The following is a 15,112-nucleotide window of genomic DNA, read 5'->3' as shown; positions in this document are numbered from 1 at the left end:
TCGGCATGGTGCACCATCCGGCGGGAACCTCCCGGGCCACCGGCCAGGCTCTGGCAGAACACTCTTCGGGGGACTCTGCCAAGCCGGACCCTACGCCCGGTCATTCCTGGAACGCAAGTTCCAAGGACCGTCGCCGCCTTGCCAGAGAGACGCATGCAGCGGGAATAGACGCCGAACGAGGCGCCGGAAGGAGCCACATACATTACTTAGACAGGTTGCTTCTGGCGCCTCGTCCGAAACAAGCATGACCCACCCGGAGGGAGGTGATCCCGACCGGCGGCGAAGCTTGGGGTTTTTGACAGTTCAGTTCCTGGAGGGTGGAGAGCGGGCCGCAAGCGCGGAGCCCCTCTCCCCCTTGGTGGGGGAGAAAGCGATTTCGATGAATTAGGCGAGCGCAAGCCGCCTAAACATCTGAAATCGCAAGTGAGGGGGTCCGTTCGTCGTGCCACCATCACCGATCCCCTCACCAACAAAATCTGAGGTTTAGCCCTGATCGGGCTAAGCCCTCGATTTTGTAACCTCTCCCACAAGGGGAGAGGCACCCCACCCGCCCATTCCTTGCTTCCCTATTTCGCCAATTCCCTAACAACCGAAAGGAGCCCGACATGCCAGACCCACGAACCCCCGCCCCCGAACCGCTGGAGCTGCGCCTGCTGCGCGACACCTTCGACGAACGCGGAATCCCGCGCCGCTGCCCACGGCGCCAGTGCCGGCGCAGCCGACACTGCAGCGGCGCAGCACTCAGCCCGGTCGCCCCGCTCACCGCAGACGAAAGGCTGCCGCCCTGCGCCCTCCGCGCCAAACCCGAAGCACGCCGGCAGTTCCTGGCCATGGCGAGTGACCTGCTTCCGCCTCTTGATGACAGCACCGCCCCCGGCATCTGGCCGGATGACAGAGAGGCGGCCAACAACCTTCGCCAGGCGTTGGCGATCGTCGAGCGCATCCACACCCGCCCAGGCCCGCATCCGGAGAGCGAACGGACAGCGCTTGCCGCCTGGGCCGCCAGCGACCCAAACCCGCAACTATCCGCCCTGTGCCGCCGAATCTGGCGCCACTCCAAGCGGGAGACAAACCCACGCGCAAATCCGGGCTCCGCGTCGTCAGGAGGCAGGCCCCCATCCTGCGACACGCAATGACACGGCCTGCCGTCGTCACGCCAGACAGGCCGCAAAGCCATTGTTGTCGCAAGGGAGTGGAAGCGACGCTAGGTCGCCGCGAGACTGCGCTCGCAGCCATTAGGCTCGTAGAGCAGGAACAGCTCCCGGTGCACCTCGGCCTGAAAGGCGAGGATCTCCCGGCGCACATCCTCATAGGTTTGGCCGGTATCGAACAGCTCGGTTTTCAACCGGCTGCAGAGCGTTTTCCAGAAATCGGTCGCCGCCTGTCCGTTCAGCTGATCCAGCCGACAGGCGGCGGAGCGAACGAGTTGCCGACGATGCGCAAGGGGGAAGTGTATGATCGTCTCGCGCGCCTGCGATACGAAGCCGTCGCTATGCATCTGTGCCTTCTCCAGTTGTTGGTATCTGGGGACCCCCTCCCAGGGGCTCACGGATCAGGATGAGGCAGCGCAAACGCGCGCAGCGCCCGGCGGACCTGATCCATGCCATGCCATGTCATGCCATGCCAGTCCTACTGGGGTGACAGTGCCGATACTGTCTTCGACAAGGGCCAGTTCACCGGAGTATGTCGCGATACTAAAAAACGCTAAGTCACTGTCAACAGGCGTTGACAGGTTCTCCACGAGATTTGTGTTTTGTCAGGCTTTCGGCCGGAAAAGGTCAGCCGGAGCTTACGTTCCGCCCCTACTCAGCCGCCTTCGGCAGCTCCTCGGTCTCGACTTCCAAAGGCAAAGGCTCCATCTCGTAGGAATAGCCCTCGAGCATGGAATAGGCCCGCTCGATCGCGGCGATCTGCACATCGGAGGCCTTGATGGCATCGGTGATCGATTGCGCCCGGGCCCGCAGCATCGAGCCGAGCACATCGGTCTCGGGGCGGCGGCCGAGCCGGTCGAGATGCTTGCGCACCCGCGCCCGGTGGCGCTCCAGCTCAAGAATGTGGAAGCGGGCCTTCAGGATGTCGTCGGTCAGCTTGCGGCGCAGCCCCGCGACCGGATCGAACGAGCCGGGTTCGCGCTCGTCGAGGATCATGTCGTTGATCAGCGTTTCCAGCACCATCAGCCCCTTGAGGTCGGCGGGTTCGGCCAGCTGCGGATCATAGCCGGTGTCGTCGAAGACGCGGCGGCGCACGGGATCCTTCAGCAGTTCGTAGCAGGCGGAGATCTTCGCGAAGGCTTCCGTATCGCCACCGGCATCCGGATGGGCTGTTTTCGCCACCTTGCGGTAGGCGGCCTTGATGGCGGCCTCGTCGGCATCGCGGGCCACGCCCAGGACCTCGTAAGGGTCGATCACTGCGGCACCCGTCTTTGCCATACTCATCCACTCCCGTGCCCAGCCACCTCTCCCCTAAACCCGGATGGCGGCTGCTTCAAGACGGAACAAACATCTGTCCCCGGTCGCGATCTGCACGGCCTGCCCAAGGGTATCGGGTGCAGGACGGGTGCATGGAAACGGTACCACCCTTTAAATCTCAAGGATTTCAGCCCGTTGCCGCGCTTTTGTCGGCCCGACTGTGACTTTTCATACTTGCCAAGATTCCGAAATGTCCCTACCTCTTTGTAGGTTCGGGCACAAATGATCCCGGAGACTGGACTGACTTGTATCGACCGCCCGCGCGGTCATTGGGGGCCTTCTCCCGCCGGTAGACGTTCTTTCCCCGTTATCGCGATCCCTCGACGGTTCCGTTTCGGCGGAACTTCAACCAGCCGCTTCCGGTCAGCCGGCCGCGGCGCAGACGACAACACGGGAATAAGGACTATCCCCATGGCCACCAAGGGCACCGTAAAATTCTTCAACCAGGACAAGGGCTTCGGCTTCATCACCCCGGAAGGCGGCGCGAAGGACGTATTCGTCCACATCTCCGCGCTTCAGGCCTCGGGTCTCCAGACCCTGCAGGACGGCCAGCAGGTCACCTTCGACACCGAGCCGGACCGCATGGGCAAGGGCCCCAAGGCCGTCAACATCCAGGCTGCCTGATCTGACTTTCGAATGGCGTCCCACGGGACGCCATTTTCGATTTCAGACCAAGATTTGCCGAAAAGCAGCGCTAGAGATTATTCCGCAGCGGCAGAGGTGCTTGACGCGCCGTGTGTTTTTGGCCCGCCAGCAATATCGACCGCCGCAAAGGCCTCGGCGATGAGTTGTGGCGAGACACCCGGCTTGGTCGCCTCCGACGACAGGATCTGCCGGTAACGGCGGGCACCGGCATAGCCCTGGAACAGCCCGACCATATGCCGCGTGACATGGTTGAGCCGCCCGCCGGATGCGATCACCCGCTCCGCATATTCGATCATCACATCACGCACCTGGTCCCAATCGACCGCCACGGCCGGCTCGCCGTAGATACGGGAATCGACCTCGGTCAGAAGCGTCGCATTGTGATAACTCGCCCGCCCCAGCATGACCCCATCCATGACGGAGAGATGCTCAACGGCCTGATCGAGATCGCTGATCCCGCCATTGATGCCGAGGAAAACACCGGGGTTTTCCCGCTTCATCCGGTAGACCAGCTCGTAATCCAGCGGCGGGATCTCGCGGTTTTCCTTCGGAGAAAGCCCCTTCAGCCAGGCCTTCCGGGCATGGATCCAGATCGCATCCGCCCCCGCCCCGATCATCCGGGCGAGGAAATCGGGAAGCACCTCCGCCGGCTCCTGCTCATCCACCCCGATCCGGCACTTGACGGTCACCGGTACCGTCGCCACCTTTTTCATGGCCGTGACACAGGCCTCGACCACTGCGGGCGTCTGCATGAGACAAGCCCCGAACGTCCCCGACTGAACCCGGTCCGAGGGACATCCAACATTGAGGTTGATCTCGTCATAGCCGTAATCAGCAGCAATATTCACCGCCTCGACCAGCTTTCGCGGATCCGAACCACCGATCTGCAGCGCCACCGGATGTTCCGCCTCGTTGAACGATAGCAATTTCTCCCGCGGCCCATGGATGATTGCATCCGCCACCACCATCTCGGTATAGAGCAGCGCGCGGGCCGAAAGCTGCCGGTGGAAGAACCGGCAATGCCGATCCGTCCAGTCGATCATGGGCGCAACCGCAAACACCGCCCGCCCATAGGGGACGGGACCGGGAGTGGCGCGGGTGAAAAAGTCGGGTTCTGTCGTCATGGCCGCGCCCATAGCATGCTTTGCGACGAAAGGACACCGACCGATCGCGCCCAGGGGTGGCTGCGTCAGCTTTCCAGACCGATCAGTTTTTCAAGGCTCTCCCAGGTATCATCCATGGCATAGACGGCAAGGAAGGGCAGGTTGATGTGGCCGTAGATCGGCGAAAGCTGCCACTCGGCCTGCTCTTCGTCGATGCCGGCCACTTGCTGAAGAAAGATCACAGAGGCAAGCCCGGTGCGGTCAGCGCCGGACATGCAATGCACGAGGATCGGCTGCTTGGCGGTTTTCAGCAGCGTCAGCAATTCCTGTGTCCGCTCCGGCGTCAGGTCGCGGCTGGCGGACATCCCGAAATCGACATGGGTTGCCCCATGCGCAGCCGTCGCCGCAACCTCGTCGATATACCATCCCCTGTCCGGACTTTCTCCCCGCAGATTGATCACGGTCTTGATCCCGTAGCGATCGATCTCGGCGCCGAGGCGTTCGCCGGAAAGCTGCGCCGAGCGATAGAACTGGCCCGGCACAATTTCGTGGAAATTGCCCGAGAAGATCAGCAGGCCGTCATAGACACCGAATAGGCCGGCGAGGCCGACAAGGGTAAGCCCAAGGCGCAGCGCGATCCGCCGCGCGAGGGTTCCTGTCCGCTGAGGCGTCTTATCGGAGATCGGCAGATCATGGGCGCGCAAACGAGTTCCTCTCATGGCCGACTGGTTGACTGTCATCGACGACTGAAATCGAATTGGGACGTTTCGATGGCCGAAGTATCCGACCTGGTCGCAGATCCTGCAATTCGGTCAGCATGAGGGCACCCGCGCTATTCATTCTCCGGGCTGGAACTGCAGCGGCCATTCGGATGGCTCGCTCTGCACGCCGTCGCAATTCACCTTCTCGCGATACTCCATCAGCTGGAATTCAAGGGTCTCGCCCGGCGCATCCATCAGGCGGAAGACCTGATAGGTGCCGCAATCCCCCTCGCCGCGCGCGAGCGATGTCGAGATGAACAGACCCTTTTCGGCAAAGACCTCCGGGTTCATCATCTGGGCATTGTTCTCGCCCTCAAGCGCTGGCGGATTGGGCAGGCTCAGCATCGTCGCCCAGTCGGCAGGCGGGTTCTGGGTAATCGCGAAGATGCTCGTGCCCTGATAAGCGCCGAGGAAACACGGTACTTCCCAGAGAGTGAAGTTGTCGTTCACGGCATAACGCTGACCGGGATAGGCAAGCGTTTCCGGCTCGCTGCATTGATCCGGCGCATAGGTCGCAATCTCGCGGCGAACGGCATCCGGCACCTCGCTTGTCGATGCCAGAAGGACAGGCGGGGCAAGCGGCAGCCCGACGGGGCCGGTATAGGGCGACGGCCCGCCGGCGGCGGCACCCTCGTCGGAGACGGGCTCAGAAGGAATAGCGGCAGCCGTCTCGGGCGCCGATGTGCCAGGGCAGCCGATGACGCCCTTGGCGCCCGCAACGAAGGGCGGGAGATCCTGCCGCACCACAGTGACGGTTGCCTTGCCGACCGTCTGCAACGAACCGGTCACGACAGCCTCTTCGATCCGAACCAGCATATGCGTCTCGTGGTCGATGCTGGAAAAGAGGCGGTAACCGAGCCGCGACGGCGGATCGAAATCGCCGCGCGCGCTCTCCGTCAGCGCAATCTTCTCCGTGCCGATCTCGACAACCGCCTGCAACGGCACGCCGTCCTGATCAAAGGGCATATAGATCAGATAGGCATACTTGTCGGTCTCGGGATCCTTGTTGCTCTGCCAGAAGGCGAGATGACAGGTGCTGAGGCCGCCCTCGATCTCGTGTTTGCCGAAGAGCTTCAGATCGATCGACGAGTTTTCCGCCACAGCAGGATGCGACGCGGCGACAGCCAGCGCCAGCGCAAGACAAGGCATTTTATAAGACGGCATGGTTCCCCCTGATCCCGGACCGCGCCCTGCCCCCTGGCAGCGCAATCCACCCAAAATTTAGGGTACCGTCAGAGACCGGCACTCACAAGCCGGAACCTTCTCCTGATGCGGATCAAAAAGGACAACTCAAAGCAGGCCGAGTTCGGCCAGTTCCCGCTTGAGATCGTCAGGCATGTCCTCGATATCGGCGCCGGAGGCAGCAAGGTCGCGCGGGGCGACATCCGCATCCAGATAGCGCCAGCCCTGGAACGGACGGCGCGGCGCCGGTGCCACCTCGATGACCTCGGGGCCGAGGATCAGCTCGCAGCGCGTAATCCCGTCGCCGCCGGTGAAGGTCTTGATATCAAGGAGCTTCTGCCGCGCAGACAACTGGCCCTTGATGATCCAGTAGAGCGAACCGCCATCGAGCAGTTCCTCCATGCGCTTCGGCACCATGCGGGTGACATGCGAAGAATGCGGCTCCAGGCCCGCCGCAACCGCGACGAGGCAGCGTTCGGCGACCCAGTCGCGCAGATCATCGATGGAGTCGGCTCCGACGCAGAGCTTGAGGAGATGCAGTGCCATGACACCCGAGATAGACAGTCCCACTGGCGGGTCAAGGGCCCGCGTGTCGCAGGGGTGATGTGCTCAACAGTTTCGGTGTTTTTCTGGACACGGCGTCATCCTCGGGCTTGCCCCGAGGATCTATTGAGAGAGGCCGAGGACCGAACGTTCAGGAAGAACAGACCACTGGCGCCGAACACATCGCAGCGGCGGCAGATCCTCGGGACAAGCCCGAGGATGACGGAGGGAAGGTGTCGAGACAGCCGCCGCCACGCCAGCCCCCCTGCCCGCATCAACATTCCACGACGTTGACGGCCAACCCACCGAGCGAGGTTTCCTTGTATTTCTCGCTCATGTCGTTGCCGGTCTGGCGCATGGTTTCGATACAGGCATCGAGCGGCACGAAATGCACGCCGTCGCCTTTGAGCGCGAGCGAGGCGGCGGTGACGGCTTTGACGGCGCCAAGCGCATTGCGCTCGATGCATGGTACTTGGACAAGGCCTGCCACGGGGTCGCAGGTCATGCCGAGATGGTGTTCGAGCGCAATTTCGGCAGCGTTTTCAATCTGTTCCGGCGTGCCGCCCATAACGGCGGCAAGACCCGCTGCGGCCATGGCCGAGGCCGAGCCGACTTCGCCCTGACAGCCGACTTCCGCGCCCGAGATCGAAGCGTTGTGCTTGATGATCCCACCAATGGCAGCCGCCGTCAGCAGATAGTCGCGAATGCCCTCCTGATCGGCATCGGGATGGAAATGCAGGTAATAGCGGACAGTCGCCGGCACCACACCGGCCGCCCCATTGGTCGGCGAGGTTACGACGCGGCCACCAGCGGCGTTTTCCTCGTTGACGGCCATGGCATAGACCGAGAGCCAGTCATTGGCGAGAACGGGATTGAGACGGTTGGAGCGCCACTCTTCCTGCAGCTTGTCGTGGATCGATTTGGCCCGGCGGCGAACCTTGAGACCGCCCGGTAGCTGGCCTTCCTGGCGCAGGCCACGATCAATGCAGCTCGACATTGCGTCCCAGAGCTTGTCGAGCCCGGCATCCAGATCCTCGCGCGAGCGGACCGCTTCCTCGTTTGCCCGCTTCATCTGGGCAATCGAAAGCCCTGAAGCCGCGGCCATCGCCAGCATTTCCTTCGCCGAGGAAAAGGGATAGGGCACTTTTTGCGACGAGGCCTGCTTCTTCTGCTTCTGCATGGCGAGCAGCTCGGTATCGGTGACGACAAAACCGCCGCCGATCGAATAGTAGATCTGGGTGAGCAGAACCCGACCGTCCTTGTCGAGCGCAGAAAGCCGCATGCCGTTGGCATGGCCCGAGAGCGGCGTCTTCTTGTCGTAGACAAGATCGTCCTTGGGCTGGAAATGATAAGCCGGGTGACCCGGAGGGGTGACGCGCCCGGATCGCTCGACCTCGGCGATGATGCCCTCCATGCGATCGGGATCGATGCTATCAGGCGCTTCGCCCATCAAACCGATGATGACAGCATTGCCCGTGCCGTGACCAATGCCGGTATAGGCGAGCGAACCATGCAGGCTGGCCTTGAGCGCTGCCACTTGCGCGCCAGCCGGACGCGGCCACTGGTCGGAGAGAATGAGGTCGAGGAACCGGTTGGCCGCCGTCATCGGACCCATGGTGTGGGAACTCGAGGGGCCGACGCCGATCTTGAACACGTCGAAAACCGAAAGAAACATGGAGCTCCTCGCATGCGGGATTGAAAGCGCAAAGGCTAGAGCATCGCGTAGCACGAATGCTCCTTGCAATCGACATCGGCTTTCACCGCCGCGACATGACGAGAGATGAGATCGGAACTGCGGAAACGCAAACAGCGCGGCCGTGAGGACCGCGCTGTTTGATCAATCGCCTGTGGCGGGAGTCAGATCGACCCAAAAAGGTAAGCCAGGCACATGAAGCCGGCGAAACCCATCAAGGCACGAAATGTAACACCCCAGCACGACTTATGGAAACTACCTTCCATGAAAACTCCGAGTGAGATCACATTCACAGGGAAAGCCGTCCCCCGACCGCTTTCTGACGCCTGATCTATTAAAATCGGAGCGGGTTCGCAACTGCAAAAATGGCAAAAGGAAGGCTCCAGATGGGAGGCAGGCATGCGCAGCTTGCATGGATTGTCGAGATTTCAATGGGATAGCAGCTTGCTGCGTACATCAGAACCGCAACCGCCCTGCCCCAATTCGGGCCAATATCTTTCGGGTGGTTAATTTCCGTTGTGGATGAACCGAACGGCAGGATAATGCCCCAACCGATCTTGCCCCTGGGATTCGCTCGATATGACCATTGTCGACTACTGCGCCATGGCGCTCTTTCTGCTGCTCTGGCTCGCTTATGCTCGCATCACCGGCGACCAGCAGATCCTGTCGAGAACGAGCCTCACCAAGGCCATGGCCGAGCGCCGACGCGAATGGATCCTGAACTCGATGAAGCGTGATCTGAAGATGATCGACACGCAGATCATGGGCGGATTGCAGAACGGAACAGCCTTCTTTGCCTCCACGACGATCTTCGCGATCGGTGGCTGCTTCGCGCTTCTTGGTGCGACCGAGCAGGTCGATGCCATCTTGAGGGACATCCCCTACATCGTGCAGGGCGGGCGCGCGATCTTCGAGCTGAAGGTCTGCGGCCTGATCGCACTGTTTGCTTACTCCTTCTTCAAGTTCGGCTGGTCCTATCGCCTGTTCAACTACTGCACCATTCTCTTCGGCGCGATCCCGATGGCGGACGAAGCGGCAAAGGATCCTGAGCGGGCGATGCAAACCGCCGAGCGAACAATTCGCATGAACATCATCGCTGCCAGCCACTTCAACATGGGACTTAGAGCGATCTTCTATTCGATTGGTTATCTCGGCTGGTTCGTCAGCCCCTGGGTCTTCATGATCGCCACGGTACTCGTCTTCATCGTGCTGCTGCGCCGTCAGTTTTTCTCCGAGGCGCGCCTTGCCCTCCTCAACACGAGCGACAGGTGATGGCAGGCATGGTGGCCGCAGCCTTGAATTCGCCGTCTTTGGTGCCGACCCCGCCGAACCATAGTGACGATGGCGAGGTCCACCGTCGAAGAGCTTAAGGAAGAGCAAGTGGCAGATCCGACCGAGCCCCGAACCGTTGCGACCCGACCGCGCCTTTTGGCGCTTGATGCGGCGCGCGGGCTCGCCCTGATCGCAATGGCGACCTATCACTTCAGCTGGGACCTGGAATTCTTCGGTTACCTCGCGCCCGGGACATCTACTCAAGGGTTCCTGCGTCTCTACGCCCGCATGATCGCGTCGAGCTTTCTGTTCCTTGCGGGCTTCAGCCTCGTGCTTGCGCATTATCCGAGGCTCAGGCTTGACCCCTTCCTGCGGCGCCTTGGCGTGATCGCCGCCGCAGCGGCCGCCATTTCCATTGCCACCTACTGGTTCACGCCCGACAGCTGGATCTTTTTCGGGATTCTGCATGCCATCGCGCTCTCGAGCCTGATCGGCCTTCTCTTCCTCCGGGTCCCGCCGATTTTGACACTGCTTTCGGCAGTCGTGGCGTTTTCTCTCCCCGAATTCCTGCGCTCATCGGCCTTCAATTCGGCCTGGTTCTGGTTCCTCGGGATCTCGGAGACCCTGCCCCGATCCAATGACTATGTGCCCCTCCTGCCCTGGATCGGCGCATTGTTGACCGGCATCGCCACGGCACGGTTTCTGGTCGATCGCAACCGCCTCGGCTGGATCGACCGGCTGCCGGCGGGGCCTCGCTGGTTACGCTGGGGCGGACGCCACTCGCTGACCGTCTATCTGCTACACCAACCGGTGCTGATTGCCGGCGTCTATCTGGCGAGCTTCGTCATACCGCCGCCCGCCCTGGATCCGGTCGCATCCTATATCGGGAGCTGCGAGGCAAGTTGTGCACAGCAGGGCAACGATGCGGGCCTCTGCGAGCGTTTCTGCAGCTGCACCCTGGAGCGCCTGCAGGCAGAAAACCTCCTCGACCCTGTCCAGTCTGGCGCAAACTTGGACGAGCAGAATACACGCATCCAGACGCTGGCCGAGGAATGCACCATCAGGAGTCAGCCAGCGCCGTAGTACCAAATCTCGACGATAGGCCCCCATAGGTCCTCCATCACCTCGACTTGGTACAAGGGGGAATTCTAATATGAATGCCTACCGCGCGAAGCCTCTGCGATATCCCTGGCCGCCACTGCTTTATCTGGCTGGCATCATCGGTGCGATCATGGCCGGCAGGTTCACTGCCCTGGCGCCGGTCCCCTCGCCGCTTCCCTACCTTCTGCCGTCGATCGGATTCAGTATCGGCCTCTTTGCCGTTACCCTCGACATCTGGGCGGTGCGCACCCTTATGGAGCGACAGACCCCGGTTTTCGATACCGGCTGTGCGCGCCATCTCGTGACCTGCGGTCCGTTTCGGTTCAGCCGCAATCCGATCTATCTCGCCTATACGCTGTTCACGGTGGCGCTCGGCTTTATAACCGGCAATGCCTGGTTCTTCATCGCGGCATTCCTGGCGCTTTTGGCGACACGGATCCTGGCGATCCCCAGGGAGGAACGCCATCTCGAAGCCCGCTTCGGCTACGATTACGAAAGCTACCGCAAGCGCACGCGGCGCTGGATCTGATTCGGGGAGATTGCCGGCCCGGGATCAGGTCCCGACGCCGATTTCCACCAGGCGGGTGAGACAGGCTTCTTCGGCCTGATCGAGTTCCGAGAGCGTCTCGTCGATATCGCGGCGCTTCTGGCGAAGCTCGTCGCGCTTCTCGTCGATCTTCTTCATCATCAGCTTGAGCTGCCCGATTTCGCCCGGCGGCTCCTTGTAGACGTGAACGATTTCGCGGATTTCGGCGATCGTGAAGCCGATACGGCGACCGCGCAGGATCTCCTGCAGGAAACGGCGGTCAGCGGCACGGTAGAGGCGCGTCCGGCCACGACGTTCCGGATGCAGCAGGCCCTCGTCCTCGTAGAAACGCAGGGTGCGCGTTGACACACCGAATTCTCGCGTGAGCTCTGTTATGCTATAGTATTTCTTCACGGTCATCCGATCCTGTAGGGATGACCATGATATTGACTTTTACGTACAAGTCAATTTTTCGGCATTGCCCTGACCGCCTCTTGCGCGATTATGCAGTCTTGCCTGTGTCGCCGGTCACATGAACCACCAGGTCGCGAGCCCCAGAAAGGCGAAGAAGCCAGTGATGTCGGTTACGGTTGTGACAAAGACGGCCGAGGAGACGGCAGGATCGGCGCCGAACCGATCAAGCGACATAGGAATGAGGATCCCGGCGATGGCGGCCGCCATCATGTTGATCAGCATCGCCGTGGCAATGATGACGCCGATATTGGGGTCCTGAAACCAGAAACCCGCCACCGCACCGATCGAAACGCCGAAGATCAGACCGTTCAAAAGGCCGACGCCCGCCTCGCGGCGCACGACGCGGAAGGCGTTGTGAATGTCGAGATTGCGGGTCGCAAGCGCCCGCACCGTCACCGTCATCGTCTGCGAACCGGCATTGCCACCCATGCCAGCGACGATCGGCATCAGGACGGCGAGTGCGACGATCTCCTGGATGGTCGCCTCGAACAGCGAGATCACCGAGGCCGCCATGAATGCGGTCACCAGATTGACCGCAAGCCACGGCACGCGCGAACGAGACGTTTCGGCAATGCTGTCGGAGAGTTCTTCGTCGCCGACGCCGCCGAGGCGCAACAGGTCTTCTTCCGCCTCTTCCTGGATGACGTCGACCACGTCGTCGATCGTGAGAACGCCGACCAGCCGTTCGTTCTCGTCGACGACGGCGGCCGACAAGAGGTCGTATTGTTCGAAGAGTTGGGCCGCCTCTTCCTGGTCCATCTCGGCCGGGATCGGGTGGTTGGTCGCATGCATGATGGTCTCGATCTTCACCTGGCGCTTGGTGCGCAGGATCGCATCGAGATTGACCGCGCCGAGCAGCTTGAAGGTGGGATCGATAACGAAGATCTGGGTAAAGCTCTCCGGCAGGTCTTCCTCGTCGCGCATATAGTCGATCGTCTGCCCAACCGTCCAGAAGGGCGGCACGGCAACGAATTCGGTCTGCATGCGTCGGCCGGCCGAGCTTTCGGGATAGTCGAGCGCACGACGCAGACGCACCCGTTCGGTGAACGGCAGCTGGGCAAGGATCTCCTCGCGGTCCTCGTCGTCGAGATCTTCGAGAATATAGACGGCATCGTCCGAATCGAGATCGCCGATGGCAGCAGCAATCTGCTCGTTCGGCATCTGGTCGACGATCTGCATACGGATCGTTTCATCGACCTCGGTCAGCGCCGTCATGTCGAAGTCGTCGCCGAGAAGGCGGATCATTGCCAAACGCTGATCGGGCTGGATCGCCTCGATCAGGTCGCCGAGTTCCGATTCGTGCAATCGCGCGACGTTCTGGCGGAGAAACAGCACGTCACGATCAGTGATCGCCGCCCCGACCAACGTCAGGAAATCGTGACGGACAGATCCCTCGTCGTCATAGATGTCGTCGTGGCTTTCTTCGGCCGCGGGACGGTTGACAATTTCGTCTTCGTTCTCTGTCATCCCAACCTCTCACTCGCGGCACCACACTCGGACGCCCCGGAGAATGGCCGCAAAAACCCTCAAGTCAACAAGCAGATAGCGGAAATCTCCTGTTGTCAGTGCAAAGCGATGCTGCGCCTGCTAGCGTCGCCGGACCGCCACAGCCGACAATCACATCACACCTGAAGACATGAGCTTTTCGTGACCCGCCTGACCATCCGCCGCTATCCCGACCCCGCCCTGAAGGCGACCACCGAGCCCGTCAGCGACTTCGGGGCTGACCTCGCCACCCTCGCCGACGATCTCTACGAAACGATGAAGGCTGCCCCCGGTGTCGGCATCACCGCACCCCATTGCGGCATTCTGCAAAGACTGACGGTGATCGACCTCCCCGAAATTGGCGGGCGGCGCGACTATGTGAACCCGGAAATCCTCTGGGCCTCCGATGTCATGATGACCCATACTGAAGGCAGTGTCTCGATGCCGGGAATGACCGACGAGGTCACGCGACCCGAGGCCGTCAGGATCCGCTATCAGACGCTGGACGGGACCGTGGTCGAGGAGGAGATGCAAGGTTTTGCCGCGATCTGCATGCAGCACGAGATAGACCAGCTCGACGGCATCTTCTGGATCATGAGGCTCTCGCGCCTGAAGCGTGAGCGGCTGTTGAAGAAATGGGACAAGGCGCCGCGCTGACGGCATCGAACAAAGCCAGTGGCCGGGCGTTATCTCCGTCAGACGAGATGAAAAGGAGCCCTCCCATGGCCAAGGACGACCGCAAGACCGAATTTTCCCGCGAAGACGATTACCGCGATTACGACCAGCGCAATATCGGCGAAGGCTGGCCCTATGCCGATGGCGCGGGTGCGACGGCGACACCGGTCGAGAATCGCGGCTATGGCGAAACCGGCGCCAACTTCGATCGTGACCGCAACGAAGGTTTTCGGATCGACGCGGTCAATGCCGACGGCTTCGAGCCTGATGTCGCCACACCGGTACTGCCGACCACGGATGGCCGAGAAGACGATGACCAGCTCGAATCCGATATCGCGACCGCGCTTGAAGGTCTTGATGACACCATTCTGGCCGGTCTCGATATCCATGTGGACGGCCATGCCGTGACGCTGCGCGGGTCGGTCGACACGGCGGAGGAGCGCCGGATGGTCGAGTTGAAGGTACTGGGCGTGAACGGCGTCAGCGACGTGAAGAACTTCATCACAACGCTCGGCGTCGACAGTCACATTCCTCATGATGGGGATTAATCCGCCCTTTCAGGCGGCGCTTTGGCGAACAGCCCATGCCAGAGCGCCGAGGGCCATACCAATGGCGATCAGATTGATTCCGAGGATCAAGCCGATCAGCCATAGCGCGGCGAGCGGCATGGCCGCAAGCAGAACCAGCGAAAGTGCAATCGACAAAAGTCCGCTCACCAGCGTCCAGGCCCAGGTTGGCAGGGGACGGATCGTCATCGCAAAGACGACCTTCGAAATCCCTTCGATCATGAGGAAGATCACCATCAGCAGCGAGAGAAGCAGAAGGCCTTCGCCGAGATTGCGCAGCAGCAGGATACCCAGCAGCACCGCAAGCACGGCGGAAGTGAACTGCAGCCAGAAATTCGGCGCGTGGCGAGCACTGATCAGTCCAAGGCACTGGATCAGGCCTGTCAGCACCATCAGCCAGCCGAAGGTGACAACTGCCGCGGCGGACGAGACCAACGGAAACAAAGCCGCGAAGATGCCCGTCACCACCAGCAGTGCCGCCTCGACGAGATGGAACGTCGCATGCTTGCGCACGGACTGGCGCACCGCTTCACGATAAACTTGGGCTGCAGCATCCAGTGAGATCGTCATGGACCGCTCCTTTTCGCCGGGCATCGGCCAGGAAGAATGCAGACGAAG

Annotated in this window: 17 protein-coding genes; 7 read left to right on the top strand and 10 right to left on the bottom strand. The window is 61.5% G+C overall.

The window, feature by feature from the left end:
- Positions 1 to 605: 605 nt before the first annotated feature.
- Positions 606 to 1,136, top strand: coding sequence for a hypothetical protein (locus SJY08_RS07055; RefSeq protein ID WP_377275141.1), 531 nt, complete (start codon positions 606 to 608; stop codon positions 1,134 to 1,136).
- Between the two features lie 68 nt (positions 1,137 to 1,204).
- Here the strand turns inward: SJY08_RS07055 and SJY08_RS07050 are convergent, their stop codons facing one another.
- Together SJY08_RS07050 and SJY08_RS07045 are read right to left on the bottom strand one after the other, a co-directional pair.
- Positions 1,205 to 1,498 carry a DUF6074 family protein gene (locus tag SJY08_RS07050; protein WP_054149656.1) on the bottom strand — a complete coding sequence of 98 codons (294 nt, stop codon included), beginning with the start codon at positions 1,496 to 1,498 and terminating at the stop codon, positions 1,205 to 1,207.
- 304 nt (positions 1,499 to 1,802) lie between these two features.
- Positions 1,803 to 2,429 carry a J domain-containing protein gene (locus SJY08_RS07045; RefSeq protein ID WP_377275140.1) on the bottom strand — a complete coding sequence of 209 codons (627 nt, stop codon included), beginning with the start codon at positions 2,427 to 2,429 and terminating at the stop codon, positions 1,803 to 1,805.
- 450 nt (positions 2,430 to 2,879) lie between these two features.
- Here SJY08_RS07045 and SJY08_RS07040 point away from each other — a divergent pair, with 450 nt between their 5' ends.
- Positions 2,880 to 3,092: a cold-shock protein gene (locus tag SJY08_RS07040; RefSeq protein WP_006724570.1), complete on the top strand. Its 213-nt coding sequence runs from the start codon at positions 2,880 to 2,882 to the stop codon at positions 3,090 to 3,092.
- A 77-nt stretch (positions 3,093 to 3,169) separates the two neighbouring features.
- On the opposite strand, the gene dusA is transcribed toward SJY08_RS07040, so the two are convergent.
- The 5 genes from dusA to SJY08_RS07015 form a co-directional block, all read right to left on the bottom strand.
- On the bottom strand, positions 3,170 to 4,237 hold the full coding sequence (dusA, locus tag SJY08_RS07035) for a tRNA dihydrouridine(20/20a) synthase DusA (RefSeq protein WP_377275139.1): 1,068 nt from the start codon (positions 4,235 to 4,237) through the stop codon (positions 3,170 to 3,172).
- Positions 4,238 to 4,302: 65 nt separating this feature from the next.
- On the bottom strand, positions 4,303 to 4,935 hold the full coding sequence (locus SJY08_RS07030; protein ID WP_377275138.1) for a tyrosine-protein phosphatase: 633 nt from the start codon (positions 4,933 to 4,935) through the stop codon (positions 4,303 to 4,305).
- 117 nt (positions 4,936 to 5,052) lie between these two features.
- Positions 5,053 to 6,141 (bottom strand): DUF1176 domain-containing protein, encoded by a 1,089-nt coding sequence (locus tag SJY08_RS07025; protein ID WP_377275137.1) that lies wholly within the window; start codon positions 6,139 to 6,141, stop codon positions 5,053 to 5,055.
- 126 nt (positions 6,142 to 6,267) lie between these two features.
- Complete coding sequence (locus SJY08_RS07020; RefSeq protein ID WP_054149676.1) at positions 6,268 to 6,705, bottom strand: DUF1489 family protein; 438 nt, start codon at positions 6,703 to 6,705, stop codon at positions 6,268 to 6,270.
- 271 nt (positions 6,706 to 6,976) lie between these two features.
- On the bottom strand, positions 6,977 to 8,377 hold the full coding sequence (locus SJY08_RS07015) for an L-serine ammonia-lyase (protein WP_377275136.1): 1,401 nt from the start codon (positions 8,375 to 8,377) through the stop codon (positions 6,977 to 6,979).
- Between the two features lie 597 nt (positions 8,378 to 8,974).
- Here SJY08_RS07015 and SJY08_RS07010 point away from each other — a divergent pair.
- The 3 genes from SJY08_RS07010 to SJY08_RS07000 all read left to right on the top strand — a co-directional run bounded on the left by SJY08_RS07010 (position 8,975) and on the right by SJY08_RS07000 (position 11,297).
- Positions 8,975 to 9,667, top strand: coding sequence for a DUF599 domain-containing protein (locus SJY08_RS07010; protein ID WP_054149678.1), 693 nt, complete (start codon positions 8,975 to 8,977; stop codon positions 9,665 to 9,667).
- A gap of 69 nt (positions 9,668 to 9,736) precedes the next feature.
- A complete protein-coding gene (locus SJY08_RS07005) occupies positions 9,737 to 10,750 on the top strand; it encodes a heparan-alpha-glucosaminide N-acetyltransferase (protein ID WP_377275135.1) in 1,014 nt (337 codons plus the stop codon).
- Positions 10,751 to 10,820: 70 nt separating this feature from the next.
- Complete coding sequence (locus SJY08_RS07000) at positions 10,821 to 11,297, top strand: methyltransferase family protein (protein ID WP_377275134.1); 477 nt, start codon at positions 10,821 to 10,823, stop codon at positions 11,295 to 11,297.
- 24 nt (positions 11,298 to 11,321) lie between these two features.
- On the opposite strand, the gene SJY08_RS06995 is transcribed toward SJY08_RS07000, so the two are convergent.
- Together SJY08_RS06995 and mgtE are read right to left on the bottom strand one after the other, a co-directional pair.
- Positions 11,322 to 11,714 carry a MerR family DNA-binding transcriptional regulator gene (locus SJY08_RS06995; protein ID WP_054149681.1) on the bottom strand — a complete coding sequence of 131 codons (393 nt, stop codon included), beginning with the start codon at positions 11,712 to 11,714 and terminating at the stop codon, positions 11,322 to 11,324.
- Positions 11,715 to 11,822: 108 nt separating this feature from the next.
- On the bottom strand, positions 11,823 to 13,235 hold the full coding sequence (gene mgtE, locus SJY08_RS06990) for a magnesium transporter (RefSeq protein ID WP_377275133.1): 1,413 nt from the start codon (positions 13,233 to 13,235) through the stop codon (positions 11,823 to 11,825).
- 180 nt (positions 13,236 to 13,415) lie between these two features.
- Between mgtE and SJY08_RS06985 the strand changes: the two genes are divergently transcribed.
- Both SJY08_RS06985 and SJY08_RS06980 read left to right on the top strand, forming a co-directional pair.
- On the top strand, positions 13,416 to 13,910 hold the full coding sequence (locus SJY08_RS06985; RefSeq protein WP_377275132.1) for a peptide deformylase: 495 nt from the start codon (positions 13,416 to 13,418) through the stop codon (positions 13,908 to 13,910).
- A gap of 65 nt (positions 13,911 to 13,975) precedes the next feature.
- Positions 13,976 to 14,476 carry a BON domain-containing protein gene (locus SJY08_RS06980; protein WP_377275131.1) on the top strand — a complete coding sequence of 167 codons (501 nt, stop codon included), beginning with the start codon at positions 13,976 to 13,978 and terminating at the stop codon, positions 14,474 to 14,476.
- Positions 14,477 to 14,485: 9 nt separating this feature from the next.
- Here SJY08_RS06980 and SJY08_RS06975 read toward each other — a convergent pair whose 3' ends face one another.
- Entirely contained in the window at positions 14,486 to 15,064 is a 579-nt protein-coding gene (locus tag SJY08_RS06975; RefSeq protein ID WP_069041295.1) for an HdeD family acid-resistance protein, read from the bottom strand.
- Positions 15,065 to 15,112: the final 48 nt, after the last annotated feature.

Source organism: Rhizobium sp. R86522 (assembly GCF_042466255.1).
Lineage (GTDB): Bacteria > Pseudomonadota > Alphaproteobacteria > Rhizobiales > Rhizobiaceae > Allorhizobium.
This window is presented reverse-complemented; position numbering and strand designations above follow the sequence as displayed.

Excerpts from the sequence above, each read along its gene's own strand:
- SJY08_RS07040 (WP_006724570.1), top strand. The coding sequence starts at position 2,880 with ATGGCCACCAAGGGCACCGTAAAATTCTTCAACCAGGACAAGGGCTTC.
- SJY08_RS07050 (WP_054149656.1), bottom strand. The coding sequence starts at position 1,498 with ATGCATAGCGACGGCTTCGTATCGCAGGCGCGCGAGACGATCATACAC.
- SJY08_RS07010 (WP_054149678.1), top strand. The coding sequence starts at position 8,975 with ATGACCATTGTCGACTACTGCGCCATGGCGCTCTTTCTGCTGCTCTGG.
- SJY08_RS07005 (WP_377275135.1), top strand. The coding sequence starts at position 9,737 with ATGGCGAGGTCCACCGTCGAAGAGCTTAAGGAAGAGCAAGTGGCAGAT.
- mgtE (WP_377275133.1), bottom strand. The coding sequence starts at position 13,235 with ATGACAGAGAACGAAGACGAAATTGTCAACCGTCCCGCGGCCGAAGAA.
- SJY08_RS06980 (WP_377275131.1), top strand. The coding sequence starts at position 13,976 with ATGGCCAAGGACGACCGCAAGACCGAATTTTCCCGCGAAGACGATTAC.
- SJY08_RS07055 (WP_377275141.1), top strand. The coding sequence starts at position 606 with ATGCCAGACCCACGAACCCCCGCCCCCGAACCGCTGGAGCTGCGCCTG.
- SJY08_RS07030 (WP_377275138.1), bottom strand. The coding sequence starts at position 4,935 with ATGAGAGGAACTCGTTTGCGCGCCCATGATCTGCCGATCTCCGATAAG.
- SJY08_RS07000 (WP_377275134.1), top strand. The coding sequence starts at position 10,821 with ATGAATGCCTACCGCGCGAAGCCTCTGCGATATCCCTGGCCGCCACTG.
- SJY08_RS07025 (WP_377275137.1), bottom strand. The coding sequence starts at position 6,141 with ATGCCGTCTTATAAAATGCCTTGTCTTGCGCTGGCGCTGGCTGTCGCC.
- dusA (WP_377275139.1), bottom strand. The coding sequence starts at position 4,237 with ATGACGACAGAACCCGACTTTTTCACCCGCGCCACTCCCGGTCCCGTC.
- SJY08_RS06975 (WP_069041295.1), bottom strand. The coding sequence starts at position 15,064 with ATGACGATCTCACTGGATGCTGCAGCCCAAGTTTATCGTGAAGCGGTG.
- SJY08_RS07015 (WP_377275136.1), bottom strand. The coding sequence starts at position 8,377 with ATGTTTCTTTCGGTTTTCGACGTGTTCAAGATCGGCGTCGGCCCCTCG.
- SJY08_RS07020 (WP_054149676.1), bottom strand. The coding sequence starts at position 6,705 with ATGGCACTGCATCTCCTCAAGCTCTGCGTCGGAGCCGACTCCATCGAT.
- SJY08_RS06995 (WP_054149681.1), bottom strand. The coding sequence starts at position 11,714 with ATGACCGTGAAGAAATACTATAGCATAACAGAGCTCACGCGAGAATTC.
- SJY08_RS07045 (WP_377275140.1), bottom strand. The coding sequence starts at position 2,429 with ATGGCAAAGACGGGTGCCGCAGTGATCGACCCTTACGAGGTCCTGGGC.